13 protein-coding genes are annotated in these 12,717 nt (G+C 37.7%); 7 read left to right on the top strand and 6 right to left on the bottom strand.

All coding sequences use genetic code 11. The annotated features are described in order from the left end of the window. The first annotated feature begins 58 nt into the window (after positions 1 to 58). The gene (locus tag Q1R07_RS13050) at positions 59 to 445 is read left to right on the top strand and encodes a DUF423 domain-containing protein (RefSeq protein ID WP_300491026.1); all 387 of its coding nucleotides are present in this window, start codon (positions 59 to 61) and stop codon (positions 443 to 445) included. A gap of 80 nt (positions 446 to 525) precedes the next feature. Further along, entirely contained in the window at positions 526 to 2,139 is a 1,614-nt protein-coding gene (gene pckA / locus Q1R07_RS13045; protein WP_300491024.1) for a phosphoenolpyruvate carboxykinase (ATP), read from the top strand. Between the two features lie 672 nt (positions 2,140 to 2,811). On the opposite strand, the gene Q1R07_RS13040 is transcribed toward pckA, so the two are convergent. Further along, positions 2,812 to 3,570, bottom strand: coding sequence for a uroporphyrinogen-III synthase (locus Q1R07_RS13040; protein ID WP_136403971.1), 759 nt, complete (start codon positions 3,568 to 3,570; stop codon positions 2,812 to 2,814). Between the two features lie 20 nt (positions 3,571 to 3,590). Further along, positions 3,591 to 4,256 carry a DUF4271 domain-containing protein gene (locus Q1R07_RS13035; RefSeq protein WP_300491023.1) on the bottom strand — a complete coding sequence of 222 codons (666 nt, stop codon included), beginning with the start codon at positions 4,254 to 4,256 and terminating at the stop codon, positions 3,591 to 3,593. Positions 4,257 to 4,362: 106 nt separating this feature from the next. Between Q1R07_RS13035 and Q1R07_RS13030 the strand changes: the two genes are divergently transcribed. The 3 genes from Q1R07_RS13030 to Q1R07_RS13020 are packed head-to-tail and all read left to right on the top strand — an operon-like array spanning position 4,363 to position 6,828. Continuing rightward, on the top strand, positions 4,363 to 5,085 hold the full coding sequence (locus tag Q1R07_RS13030) for a polyprenol monophosphomannose synthase (protein WP_300491021.1): 723 nt from the start codon (positions 4,363 to 4,365) through the stop codon (positions 5,083 to 5,085). A gap of 20 nt (positions 5,086 to 5,105) precedes the next feature. Further along, the gene (locus tag Q1R07_RS13025) at positions 5,106 to 6,446 is read left to right on the top strand and encodes a dihydroorotase (RefSeq protein ID WP_300491020.1); all 1,341 of its coding nucleotides are present in this window, start codon (positions 5,106 to 5,108) and stop codon (positions 6,444 to 6,446) included. Between the two features lie 4 nt (positions 6,447 to 6,450). After that, positions 6,451 to 6,828: a DUF4296 domain-containing protein gene (locus tag Q1R07_RS13020; RefSeq protein ID WP_300491019.1), complete on the top strand. Its 378-nt coding sequence runs from the start codon at positions 6,451 to 6,453 to the stop codon at positions 6,826 to 6,828. Here the strand turns inward: Q1R07_RS13020 and Q1R07_RS13015 are convergent. Next, positions 6,806 to 7,819 carry an NAD-dependent epimerase/dehydratase family protein gene (locus Q1R07_RS13015; protein ID WP_300491017.1) on the bottom strand — a complete coding sequence of 338 codons (1,014 nt, stop codon included), beginning with the start codon at positions 7,817 to 7,819 and terminating at the stop codon, positions 6,806 to 6,808. The genes Q1R07_RS13020 and Q1R07_RS13015 overlap by 23 nt on opposite strands. Positions 7,820 to 8,131: 312 nt before the next feature. Here Q1R07_RS13015 and Q1R07_RS13010 point away from each other — a divergent pair, with 312 nt between their 5' ends. Both Q1R07_RS13010 and tyrS read left to right on the top strand, forming a co-directional pair. After that, positions 8,132 to 8,674, top strand: coding sequence for a DUF6252 family protein (locus Q1R07_RS13010; RefSeq protein ID WP_300491015.1), 543 nt, complete (start codon positions 8,132 to 8,134; stop codon positions 8,672 to 8,674). A gap of 368 nt (positions 8,675 to 9,042) precedes the next feature. After that, the gene (gene tyrS, locus Q1R07_RS13005) at positions 9,043 to 10,335 is read left to right on the top strand and encodes a tyrosine--tRNA ligase (RefSeq protein ID WP_300491013.1); all 1,293 of its coding nucleotides are present in this window, start codon (positions 9,043 to 9,045) and stop codon (positions 10,333 to 10,335) included. A 34-nt stretch (positions 10,336 to 10,369) separates the two neighbouring features. Here tyrS and Q1R07_RS13000 read toward each other — a convergent pair whose 3' ends face one another. The 3 genes from Q1R07_RS13000 to Q1R07_RS12990 form a co-directional block, all read right to left on the bottom strand. Next, positions 10,370 to 11,350: an acyl transferase gene (locus Q1R07_RS13000; RefSeq protein WP_300491011.1), complete on the bottom strand. Its 981-nt coding sequence runs from the start codon at positions 11,348 to 11,350 to the stop codon at positions 10,370 to 10,372. A gap of 84 nt (positions 11,351 to 11,434) precedes the next feature. After that, positions 11,435 to 12,265, bottom strand: a complete 831-nt coding sequence (locus tag Q1R07_RS12995; protein WP_300491009.1) for a T9SS type A sorting domain-containing protein — start codon at positions 12,263 to 12,265, stop codon at positions 11,435 to 11,437. A gap of 137 nt (positions 12,266 to 12,402) precedes the next feature. Next, the coding region (locus tag Q1R07_RS12990; RefSeq protein ID WP_300491007.1) for a T9SS type A sorting domain-containing protein at positions 12,403 to 12,717 on the bottom strand (315 nt) is incomplete at its 5' end.

Genomic DNA, 12,717 nt, shown 5'->3' with positions numbered 1-12,717 from the left:
TAATGTCATTATTTAACTTTTTAAAATAATGCTACCTTTGATAGGAAATAAATACACGATGGATAGAAAAACAATTGCAGCGGCTGCTATAATGGGAGCTGTCGCTATAATATTAGGAGCTTTTGGAGCACACGGACTAAAAAAAGTGCTGGATGAAACACAATTGGCCACTTTCGAAACGGGTGTGAAGTACCAGATGTACCACGCCTTATTCCTATTATTTGTGGGAATGACAACATTGACAACCGAAAGGGCCAAAAAGACCATTTGTTACCTTACGGTTATCGGAGTGTTGTTTTTTTCGGGATCTATTTATTTGCTGGCGACGAGTACGGCAACCGGGATAGATTTTAAATTTTTAGGACCGATAACCCCAATTGGCGGGCTTTTGATGATCCTGGCCTGGTTGCTCCTTTTTGTACAGGTAATCAGGAAAAAAGCATAATATTTATTAAAAAAAAAATATTCTAAAATTAAATTTTTACTTTTGCGTTCTTAAATAACAAAACAACACATTTTTAAGTTATGAATGTTACGAATATAATTTCATTAGAAAAATACGGGATCAAGGATACGGTTGAGATTATTTATAATCCGTCTTACGATCACCTATATAATGAAGAATTAAATACGGAGCTGGAAGGATTCGAGAAGGGGCAGTTGACAGAACTTGGTGCCGTTAACGTTATGACGGGTGTATTTACGGGAAGATCTCCTAAAGATAAATACATTGTTAAAGACGATATTACAAAAGATACCATTTGGTGGACATCAGAAAAAGCGGTTAACGATAACAAACCAATTTCTCAGGATACCTGGAATGCTTTAAAGGAGACTACAGTAAGCCAGCTTTCCGGAAAGAAATTATATGTTGTAGATGCTTTTTGTGGCGCGAATGAAAACACACGATTAAAAGTGCGTTTTATCATGGAAGTGGCATGGCAGGCACATTTTGTAAAAAATATGTTTATCCGTCCAACGGAAGCGGAACTTGAAAACTTTGGAGAACCGGATTTCGTAGTAATGAATGGTTCTAAAGCTACCTTCAAAGATTATGCGGCACACGGATTAAACTCGGAAGTATATATCGCTTTTAACCTTACCGAAAAAATCCAGTTAATTGGTGGTACTTGGTATGGTGGCGAAATGAAAAAAGGTTTGTTCTCGATGATGAACTACTACCTTCCGTTACAGGGAATTGCTTCAATGCACTGTTCTGCTAACAAAGGAAAAGAAGGTGATGTAGCGGTATTCTTCGGATTATCCGGAACAGGAAAAACTACGTTGTCGACGGATCCGAAACGTGAATTAATCGGAGACGATGAGCACGGATGGGATAACGAAGGAGTGTTTAACTTTGAAGGAGGTTGTTATGCGAAAACAATCGACCTAAGCAGAGAAAATGAACCGGATATTTTTAATGCAATCCGCAAAGATGCATTGTTAGAAAATGTTACGGTAGATGCTGATGGTAAAATTGACTTTAAAGATGGTTCTGTAACACAAAATACACGTGTTTCATATCCAATCTATCATATTGATAATATTGTAAAACCGGTATCTAAAGCCGGACATGCTTCGAAAGTAATCTTCCTTACGGCTGATGCATTTGGAGTAATGCCACCGGTATCCAAATTAACGCCGGAACAAACCAAATACTTCTTCTTGTCTGGATTTACGGCAAAATTGGCTGGAACGGAGCGTGGTGTAACACAACCGGAGCCAACTTTCTCAGCTTGTTTTGGAAAAGCATTCTTATGTTTGCATCCAACGAAATACGGAGAAGAACTGGTTAAGAAAATGGAAGAGCACAATGCAACGGCTTATATGGTAAATACAGGATGGAATGGAACCGGAAAACGTATTTCTATTAAAGATACCCGTGCGATTATCGACAGAATCCTTGACGGATCGATCGAGAAGGCGGAAACGGCTATCGTTCCAATCTTCAATCTGGAAGTTCCTACAGCATTGGCAGAGGTTAACACGGAGATTCTTGATCCTAGAAATACCTATGCAGATGCATCGGAATGGACAGCAAAAGCTACGGATCTTGCCGGATTGTTTATTAAAAACTTTGTACAGTATACTGATAATGAAGAAGGTCAGAATTTAGTTAAGGCTGGTCCGCAACTATAATTCATCCTACATATAGAATATAGAAAAGCTATCTCGAAAGAGGTAGCTTTTTTGTTATGGGTAAATTTGAGTTTTAATTGACCGTATTTGACTGTGGTTTTAGGATGTTAGCTGGTGTCAAAAACATTAATTTTAGGTTGTTAATGTGTTATGTTAACAATTTGTGTAATCCGTAATAAAAATGTAAAAAAACCGTAATTTTTATTTTCAATTCCGCAGTATTTTTAAGTGGTTGTTTAAGTAAAAGTATTTTTAATTTTAACAGTTGCTGGAGAGTAAGCAGTAGGCGGGGCTATGTTGTTGAAATCCAGTTCTGTTGAAATTGAAAGTCAGAATTTAAAAAGTGGAATTAGTACAATTACCAGAACACGAACTGAAAAATAATGACGCTGTAGTTAGCGTAGTTAAGCAAAAGGAATAAGATTTTTCCTTGATTGCGGATTTAAGAATTTCGGTTTTTGTATGATATTGTTTCCAGTAGCCGATAATCAGTTTTGCTGATATTGGTGATAAGAAAAAAGAATCACATCATAAAAGTAATCCATTTGCTGATTTCTTAAAATGATGGGGTTATAATAGAATAGTCGGATCTATCCTTTATATATTCGATTTTGTTTTTTTGAGAGTTTAAAAGAAAAAAGCTTCCTTTAAGGAAGCTTTTTTTATTTCGAATTATTTGTCTTTGGATTCTTTGTTGGCTTTAGTGATGTATTTTTCTAAGGCCATAGTCATCGATGGTGTCTCTGGTGTTGGGGCCATGATGTCTACGCGTAAACCATGTTCGATAGCTTCTTTTTGCGTGGTACTTCCGAAAACAGCAATACGCGTGTTGTTTTGTTGGAAATCCGGGAAGTTTTTAAATAAAGATTTAATTCCGGTTGGACTAAAGAAAGCCAATACGTCATAATAAACATCCTTTAAGTCGGAAAGGTCACTCATAACAGTTCTGTAGAATGTTCCTGGCGTCCAGTCAACTTTTAAATTGTTTAACGTTTGCGGTATGTCGGCGTTTAGTTGATCCGATGAAGGAAGTAGGAATTTTTCATCTTTATATTTTTTAACCAACGGCGATAGGTCGACAAAATCTTTTTGACCCACATAGATTTTTCGTTTTCTGTAAACGACATATTTTTGTAAATAGAAAGCGATGGCTTCTGACTGGCAAAAATACTTTAAGTCTTCAGGAACTTTATAACGCATTTCCTCAGCAACTCTGAAAAAGTGATCAACGGAGTTTTTGCTGGTTAGGATGATAGCTGAATAATTGTTTAAATCAATTTTTTGCTGTCTTACCTCTTTAGCAGGAACGCCCTCTACGTGAATAAATGGTCTAAAGTCGACTTTGATTTTAAGCTTTTGTTGCAGCTCAAAATACGGTGAATTTTCTACTTTAGGTTCTGGTTGCGAAACCAAGATTGTTTTCACTTTCATATTAAAATAATTGTAATGCTCTAACTTTTCGTAAACCAATAATACATGAAATAATAGGGGGCTATTTCAAGAGTGCAAAGATACAAAATAAAATAGAACAGCTTGCTTAGTATGGAATTTTGATAAATCTTTAAAGTTAGCGCGTAAGTTGATATGTTTATTATTAAAATAGTAATGATAATCCCTAAAATCAGGTTTTTTGATGGAAAATCGTTATAAAAAAGGACTAAATTGAGGGGTAGAACGAGTAATCCGATGTAGGTTCGATAGTTAACTTTTTGTAAATTAAATTGCTCATTAAACTCTTCAATGTTAAATGAAGTGGCGATGATCTTTTCGATCAGGTATTTGGAAAGGATAAATACCCCCAAAAGCGTGATAATCTGAATATAGGAAATCCAGTTGGTTTTGGTGGTGTAACCGTAATAACTCAGGATGATTTGAATCAGGAATGCAAAGGAGATCAGTTGTACCAGAAACATGGAAATGGTAAACCAACTTTGCATGTTTCCGCTATCCTTGTAAATCTTAATATATTTATCGGATATTCCCAGTCGGATAAATTCGTTAAAACGGACTTCAAATATGGTTTTGTTAATAGCCAGTAAAACAAAGCACAGTACAAATAGTACGGTTGCCCAGTCTTTGTTTTCAACGACTCTTTCGGTAAATAATAGATCCATCATAATGCCTGTAAAAGTACTAATTTTTAAGTGGAATATTTTTATTATACTTTTATTATGAAACAACCATTGGAAATAGTGTATTTTTGCAGGCAAATTTAGTTAAAAAATGAGCTTAGGCATAGTTGTTATTCCTACATACAATGAGATCGAAAATATAGAGGGCATCATCAAAGCTGTTTTCGAATTGGACGTTTCATTTGATGTGCTGATTGTCGACGACAATTCGCCGGATGGAACTGCGGCTAAGGTAAAAGAACTTCAGGAATTGTTCCCGAATCGCTTGTTTTTGGAAAACCGACTTAAAAAGTCAGGGCTCGGAACGGCTTATGTGCATGGATTTAAATGGGCATTAGCACGGAATTACGAGTATATTTTCGAAATGGATGCCGATTTCTCCCATAACCCCAAAGATCTTGAACGTTTGTATAAAGCCTGCGTCGATGGTGCCGGAATGGCTATTGGCTCGCGTTATGTAACCGGTGTTAATGTGGTAAACTGGCCGTTAAACCGTGTACTGTTGTCCTATTTCGCGTCGGTATATGTCGACCTGATTACCGGTATGAAAATCCACGATGCAACGGCAGGATTTATTTGTTACAGACGAGAAGTGTTGGAAGAAATCAATCTGGATAAAATTAAATTTGTAGGGTACGCCTTTCAGATCGAAATGAAATACAGAACCTTTGTCAAAAAAATGAAAATAGTAGAAGTGCCTATTATTTTTACCGATCGGACCAAAGGACAGTCAAAAATGAGCAATGCTATTATAAAAGAAGCTATTTTTGGCGTAATTACATTGCGATTCAAAAAAATGATAAACCGATTATAGATTATAGATAGAAAAGTACGATGAGCAAGATATTGATAAAGAATGCGAAGATTGTTAATGAAGGAGTTATCTTTGAAGGAGATGTGCTGGTTGAAGATAAATATATCAAGGAGGTTGCAGCGAGCATCAGCCCGAAATCTTCCGACTGTATTATTATAGATGCAGAAGGAAACTATCTTATTCCGGGTGCGATCGATGATCAGGTGCATTTTCGCGAACCGGGATTGACGCATAAAGGCAATATTGCATCCGAATCCAGAGCTGCGGTAGCGGGAGGAATAACCTCGTTTATTGAACAGCCCAATACGGTTCCGAATGCGGTAACTCAGGAATTATTAGAACAAAAATATCAGATTGCTGCCGAAACTTCGTATGCGAATTATTCGTTTATGATGGGTGGAACCAACGACAATCTGGAAGAAATTCTGAAAACGAATCCCAGAAATGTAGCGGGAATTAAATTGTTTTTAGGATCATCGACCGGAAATATGTTGGTGGACAATGAAGAGACGTTAGAGAAAATCTTTTTAAGTACGCCATTGCTGATTGCCGTTCATTGTGAAGACGAAGGAACGATTAAAGCCAATCTTGAAAAATATAAAGAAGAATACGGAGATGATATTCCGGTAAAATTCCATCACCTGATCCGTAGCGAGGAAGCGTGCTATATTTCGTCGTCAAAAGCAATTGAGCTGGCGAAAAAAACAGGCGCGCGTTTGCATATCTTCCACGTGTCGACGGCAAAGGAAACGGAATTGTTTACCAATAAGATTCCATTGGAAGATAAAAAGATCACAGCAGAAGTATGTGTACATCATTTATGGTTTACAGATGCCGATTATGAGAAAAAAGGAAATCTGATTAAATGGAATCCGGCGGTAAAAACAGCAAAAGATCGCGATGAATTATGGAAAGCGTTGCTGGATGATCGTATTGATGTAATTGCAACCGACCATGCGCCTCATACGCTTGAGGAAAAACAAAATCCGTATACCAGTGCTCCGTCCGGAGGGCCATTAGTACAGCATGCTGTTGTGGCGATGTTTGAAGCCTATCATCAGGGGAAAATTTCATTGGAAAAGATCGTTGAAAAAATGGCGCATAATCCGGCAAAAATCTTTAAAATTGAAAAAAGAGGATTTATCCGTGAAGGATATTATGCCGATTTGGTTCTGGTAAATGCCGGACAACCGTGGACGGTTAAAAAAGAAAATATACTATATAAATGTGGCTGGTCGCCGTTTGAAGGAGCTAATTTTAAATCGAGAATTACCCATACGTTGGTAAACGGACAGTTGGTTTATGTAAATTCAAAAGTAAAAGACATCCGTTGTGGCGAACGTTTGTTATTTGATAGATAAAAGTATGAAAAAGATCGTATTACTTATTGGTTTGCTGAGTGTTGTTGTTGCCTGTGATAAAAAGATAATGGAAAAACCAGCGAATTTGATTCCGGAAGATAAGATGGTGGAAATATTAACGGATATAGCCATTTATCAGGCAATAGACGGTTATGATCCACAGAAACTAACAACCAATAATGTGAAGTTAAACGATTTTATTTTTAATAAATATAAAGTCAATGCCAAGGTAATTGAAACGAGCAATAAATACTATGCTTCCGATGTGGAAGGGTATAAAAAGTTATATTCAAAAGTAATCGATAATTTGCAAGAGCAGCGAGAAGTAGCCGGTGTAGAAATTGAAAAAACAACAGGAGTTAAGCCTGTCGATGATCAGTAATATAGCGTTTCGCTAAATCAGAAAGATACGACTCCATAGGAGTAAAGGAATAGTCCAGTTGTTGGGCTATTTTTTTTGGGCTAAATGTTTCACGGGAATGTGCCGATTTGGCCGTTGCTTTGGTAAAACTTCTTTTTCGGAAAAAAACGGTCGAAAACAACCAATCCAATCGCCAGGCAATCGCGGTGGCAAATGGGCCGGCATAAAACGAAGGTCTTTTTTTAGACATACCGTCGGCAATTGCGAATAGGATTTTTTCTAGGGAAAGATTTTCGGCTACCAATGTAAAACGTTCTCTTGAAACGGAGCTGTTCATTAGTGTGATCATAATTTTTACGACATCTTCCACGGCGATAATACCGGTTAATCCTTTGGAATAAAACGGGAAGCCGGAAGCGATTTGTTTAAAAATCTGTCCGCTACCATTGTTCCAAAATCCACTGCCAAAAATAATTCCGGGGTTTATAATCACAACATCTAATCCTTCCTGAGAGGCGCGCCAAACTTCCATTTCGGCACCAAACTTGGTAATAGCATAATCACCATGAAGTTTCTCCGGATTCCAGTCGGTTTCTTCGGTAATAACCGATTGACCTTCCAGTGCATCACCTAATGCAGCAATGGAACTCACATAACACAGTTTTTTTACGTTAAAGGCAATGGCGCAATTAACGATATTCGCTGTTCCTTCGATATTTGTTTTTCGTAGATTTTCTTCGTCTTTTGGATCGAACGAAATTAGTGCGGCACAATGATACACATAATCAATATCCCGGAAAGCTTTTTCCAACCTCGGAATATCGGTGATATCCGCTTGTAACCACTCGATACGATCAAAGGATTCCAGTTGTTGATGTGTCTCGAAAAGTCTTCGGGTTGTCGCAATATTGGCTTCCGTACGGAAAATAGCACGAACGCTTTCTCCTTTTCGAAGTAATTCGAGAAGAAGATAAGCTCCCACTAATCCGGTTCCGCCTGTAACAAGTATCATAGTTGCAAATGTACTAATTATCGTCACGGATAAAAGTAAGAAATATTTTAAAATAAAAAATTGTCAAAAAACAGGGTAACGGATAGAGATCGATAGTGTGGAATTTATAATCATCCGTGCTATTAAGGCTAAAAACAACAGCTGTAAAAAGTTATAGTTTTGTTTTTATGGTAGTTTTAGTAAATGCCATTTGTTTAGATGATGTAGTAGGTTACAAATCCATATTATCAGAGCATTTGTGAAACTCTGCTTAGGATACTTCGTGGTAATAATCTTATTTTTGCGCAAAATATTAATACTTTCAAATTAAAGATGAAGAAAATTTACATTCCAGTTCTTACATTATTTATTACCCTATTCTCATGCTCTTCGGATAGTAACGGTGATCCCAATCCTGAAAATCCAAGCACACCTGTTTGGGCCATGACGGCAAAAATCAACGGAAATAACTTTCAAGCCAATAATCCTTTTGGGAACAATAACTTTTCAAGTACAAATATTTGGACTTATTTCCCCTTGGAAGATTATGTAATGCTCCAAGGAAGACAAGGGGGTGTTTTTGGGGCTAAAGAAATCAATATTTGGTTAAAAAGAAGTGATATTGTGGTAGGTACATATACAATTGGACGAGAAACTTTTACTACTCCTCCGTCTCACTTTATCAATTTGATTGATCTCACTAACAGCATTGGAGAGTTTACAAAAGAAGGTGTTATTGAAATTACAGAGGTAAATACTACATCGCACACAGTAAAAGGGACTTTTGATTTTAAAACAGTTGATGAGATTAATCAACCAGCTGCACCAGTTGATTTTTATGTAACTGAAGGGAAATTCAATTACAAATATGAATAAGCTTTGAAAGGTATAGTAGTAGTGCTTGAAAAAATAATTAAAGTCGGTATATAGCCGACTTTTTTATTGTTGCATATCATCCTTCCTGATCTGTGCTGTTAAAACTAAAAACTGTAACCCTAAAAAGTTGTAATTTTTTATAGTCTTTGTATGAGTCTGTGTAAAAGTAAGTATGTGATTTATGATCATGATGAGTTTGATTATAAGAATTATTTCGGAAATATTAGATTGAGTTGGACGTATAAGAGAATAAAGGAAGATTAAAACGAGGGGAGAAAACCATTTTATCTCTTTAGATTGAAAAATTGTCAAAAAACAGGGGGTTTCAAATGCTTTAATTCGACTATCTTTGTGCAAATTGAAAAAAAATGAAGAATTTTATTGAAGAAGTGACTTGGAGAGGAATGCTCCACGACGTTATGCCAGGCACGGAAGAACATTTGTTGGAGCAGATGCGGGTAGCGTATGTGGGAATTGACCCAACAGCGGATTCATTGCATATTGGACATTTGGTAGGCGTAATGATGCTGAAACATTTTCAGTTAAGCGGACACAAGCCTTTGGCGTTGGTTGGTGGTGCGACTGGAATGATCGGAGATCCGTCGGGTAAATCGAACGAACGAAACCTGTTGGATGAAACCACATTACGACACAATCAGAATGCGATCAAGGCGCAGTTAGCCCGTTTTCTGGATTTTACCTCAGATGCACCAAATGCAGCAGAATTAGTGAATAACTATGACTGGATGAAAGAATTCTCGTTTTTGGATTTTATCCGTGATGTAGGAAAACACATTACTGTAAACTACATGATGGCTAAAGACTCCGTAAAAAAACGGCTTTCATCGGAATCGGCTGAAGGAATGTCTTTTACCGAATTTACGTATCAGTTAGTTCAGGGGTATGACTTTTTACATTTGTACAAAGCGAAAAATTGTACGCTTCAAATGGGAGGAAGTGACCAATGGGGTAATATTACCACCGGAACAGAATTGGTGCGCCGAAAAGAGAGCGGAAAAGCGTATGCGCTAACGTGTCCGTTAATTACAAAAGCCGACGGAACCAAATTTGGTAAATCCGAAGGAGGAAACATTTGGCTGGATGCCGAAAGAACGTCGCCATATAAATTTTACCAATACTGGTTGAACACGTCCGATACGGATGCAGAAAAATATATTAAAATCTTTACCTTTTTATCAAAAGAGGAAATTGAAAGCTTGATCGAGCAACATAGAGGCGAACCGCATTTACGCGCGTTACAAAAGCGTCTGGCGGAAGAAATTACCATTATGGTACATTCTAAAGCCGATTTGGAAAATGCGATCAAAGCGTCGAATATTTTGTTTGGAAACTCCACATCGGATGACTTGAAAGATTTGGATGCCAAAACGTTTTTAGATGTTTTTGAAGGTGTGCCACAAGCCGAAATACCGCAATCGGAAATCGAATCCGGAGTGGGTATTATTGAGGCGTTATCGGGTAAATCCGGATTTTTGGCTTCCAATAGCGAAGCGCGTCGGGCTTTAAAAGAAAACTCGATTGCTGTGAACAAAGAAAAAGTAACCGAAGACTACCAAATCACAAGTAAAGACCTGATCAACGGACAATTTGTGCTGTTGCAAAGAGGGAAAAAGAATTATTTTGTGATTCGTGCCGTATAAAAAGAAAGGGAGTTTTAAACTCCCTTTTTTTATTTTATAAAACCATCAGATTGCAACCCCGTATATCGGAATTGTCAAATCGTCCGAGTACTTCAAAAGAATGGTTTGCGTATTTTTTGCCTAAATCCTGAGTGGCAATAAATGAACAGGAGTTGATGTTGGCCAGGTCGATCACATTAATACCGCCGGTTTTACCGGTTTCGATATAAGACAATGCATCTTCCGTATCGCGAATCAGAATATCCATCCAGGGCGGGCATTCGAAAACGCCATCACCTAACGAATACGCCTGCGAGAGCAATTCGGTCATTCCATATTCGGAGTGGATTTTAGAAACACCAAAACCGTTGCATAAAATATCGTGTAATTCTTCACGGATAATCTCTTTTCGGCGACCTTTCATTCCGCCGGTTTCCATGATGATCGTGTTTTTTAGATCGAACGATTGCATTTCGATCAGATCCAATAGGGCGTAGGTAACGCCAATCAGGATTACGTTCTGACCTTCGTTATCGAGTTTGATCAACTTGGTTATCAGTTCGTCGTAATTGTTCAGATAAAAGCCGCTATCCGGTTGATTGGAGCGTTGTATAAGATCTTCGACCATATAGATAAGAGAAGAGCCTTCGCGTTCCAGATAGGAAGGTAAAAGTGCTAAAACAACATAATCTTCAATATTGCCGTAGAATTGCGAAAAACCTAGTCGGAAACTTTCTTCGTAATACTGCAAATCGGTTACCAGATGCCGACTTGTACTCATTCCGGTTGTTCCGCTACTGGTAAAGGTAGTCTGAACCGGATCGGTGCTACTTAGAACCTCGTGACTTTTAAAAAACTGAATCGGTAAAAACGGAATGTCTTGTATTTGTTTGACATTGGTTTTGTCCTTTTTTAAAAGGGTACAAAAATCCCGATAGACACTGTTGTTGTCGAACTGATGACGAAAAACTTTGAGCGTGGTTTTTTCAAATTCTTTTTTAGAAGCAATCTGAAAGATATCGGCAGAAGTGATCAAGAGTATAACTTTTTGAGCAAAAATACAAAATAAAAAAGCACCAACGAAAGTTGGTGCCGGATAAGGTTAAGAATATGGAGGCGGTTATTTGATGATCAATTTTTGAGTTGCGGTTTTTCCTTCTTCTGTAATTTTTAAAAGATAGACTCCGGTATTCAGATTGGAAAGCTGAATCGGGTTATTGTTTTCGGATTTTAGATTTTGAACCTGTTTACCAAGAATGTCGTAAATCTCAATTGTTTTGTCGGCGCCAGAAACGGAAGTAATATATAGGTTGTCGTTAGTCCCGGCAGGGTTTGGGTATAGTTTTAAACCGTCGATCTGGTGATCGGTTAGTCCCATTGTGGTGTTGTTTACGATTGAAAAATCATCATAGTAAATAAAACCACCAACGCTGGTTGCCGATTGTCTGTAAGTACGGGCCTGGAAGCGGAAATGCGTGGCATTGGCCGGAGCAGTTAGGGTAAAGCTTACCTGTACCCATTGTGCGCTATTGCTGGAATAGGTTGTTGGGTGTAATACATCTCTATGGTCGGTTAATTCCGATTCGTTTCCATTGGAAATGTTAACCCAGGAATGCCAGGCGCGGCTACGTGCTTTGGTGTCGTTGTCCAGAAACCAGTAAGAAATAGTATAGTTGTTTCCTGGAGTAACCGGAGTCAGGTTGTCTGGGCTTACCGTTTGTGTATCGTCTTGTGATTGATGTTTTACAGCAGATGCACCACTTTTAAAGATGCTGGTTTCGCGTGTAATAAAATTGTTTGCCGAAAAAGTTTCGGTGTTTACGGATGAAAATCCGTTTGGAGTTGTGTTGTTGGTCCAGGTTTCAAAATTCCCGTTTGGAATTAAGTTCGTTTGGGCGTTAGCGGTTACGCTCAATGCGATGCTAAATAAAGCCAGGTAAATTTGTCTCATGGTTTTTTGTTGGCAAGATAGTAACCTGATGTTTGCTTTTGATCATCTTAAAGTAAAGGGTAGTTTAAGTTTTGAGATTAGAGCATAAAAAAAAGCGTCAACATTGTTGACGCTTTTCTATATATTGTGAAGAAAAATTATTTGATAACTAATTTTCTAGTAGCCGTTTTTCCTTCTTCAGTAATTTTAACGATATAAACACCAGCGTTTAAGTTAGAAACGTTGATAGCTGCTTCGTTTTCAACTTGAGTGTTGATTACTTGTTTTCCTAATACATCATATACAGCAACTGATTTTACAGATGAAGCATCAGATGAAATATAGAAGTTGTTTCCAGAAACTGGGTTAGGGTATACTTTTAAACCAGCGATAGCGTTGTCAGCTAAACTAGCTGTAGCTTGAGGAGTAACCTGAGCCCAAGTAGTACCGATTCTCATTTCGTCTAATTCAAC

Source organism: Flavobacterium sp. (assembly GCF_030146175.1).
In the GTDB taxonomy this organism is placed as follows: Bacteria; Bacteroidota; Bacteroidia; order Flavobacteriales; family Flavobacteriaceae; genus Flavobacterium.
This window is presented reverse-complemented; position numbering and strand designations above follow the sequence as displayed.

Coding starts and splice junctions, on each gene's coding strand:
- Q1R07_RS13050 (WP_300491026.1), top strand. CDS start 59: ATGGATAGAAAAACAATTGCAGCGGCTGCTATAATGGGAGCTGTCGCT.
- pckA (WP_300491024.1), top strand. CDS start 526: ATGAATGTTACGAATATAATTTCATTAGAAAAATACGGGATCAAGGAT.
- Q1R07_RS13040 (WP_136403971.1), bottom strand. CDS start 3,570: ATGAAAGTGAAAACAATCTTGGTTTCGCAACCAGAACCTAAAGTAGAA.
- Q1R07_RS13035 (WP_300491023.1), bottom strand. CDS start 4,256: ATGATGGATCTATTATTTACCGAAAGAGTCGTTGAAAACAAAGACTGG.
- Q1R07_RS13030 (WP_300491021.1), top strand. CDS start 4,363: ATGAGCTTAGGCATAGTTGTTATTCCTACATACAATGAGATCGAAAAT.
- Q1R07_RS13025 (WP_300491020.1), top strand. CDS start 5,106: ATGAGCAAGATATTGATAAAGAATGCGAAGATTGTTAATGAAGGAGTT.
- Q1R07_RS13020 (WP_300491019.1), top strand. CDS start 6,451: ATGAAAAAGATCGTATTACTTATTGGTTTGCTGAGTGTTGTTGTTGCC.
- Q1R07_RS13015 (WP_300491017.1), bottom strand. CDS start 7,819: ATGATACTTGTTACAGGCGGAACCGGATTAGTGGGAGCTTATCTTCTT.
- Q1R07_RS13010 (WP_300491015.1), top strand. CDS start 8,132: ATGAAGAAAATTTACATTCCAGTTCTTACATTATTTATTACCCTATTC.
- tyrS (WP_300491013.1), top strand. CDS start 9,043: ATGAAGAATTTTATTGAAGAAGTGACTTGGAGAGGAATGCTCCACGAC.
- Q1R07_RS12995 (WP_300491009.1), bottom strand. CDS start 12,265: ATGAGACAAATTTACCTGGCTTTATTTAGCATCGCATTGAGCGTAACC.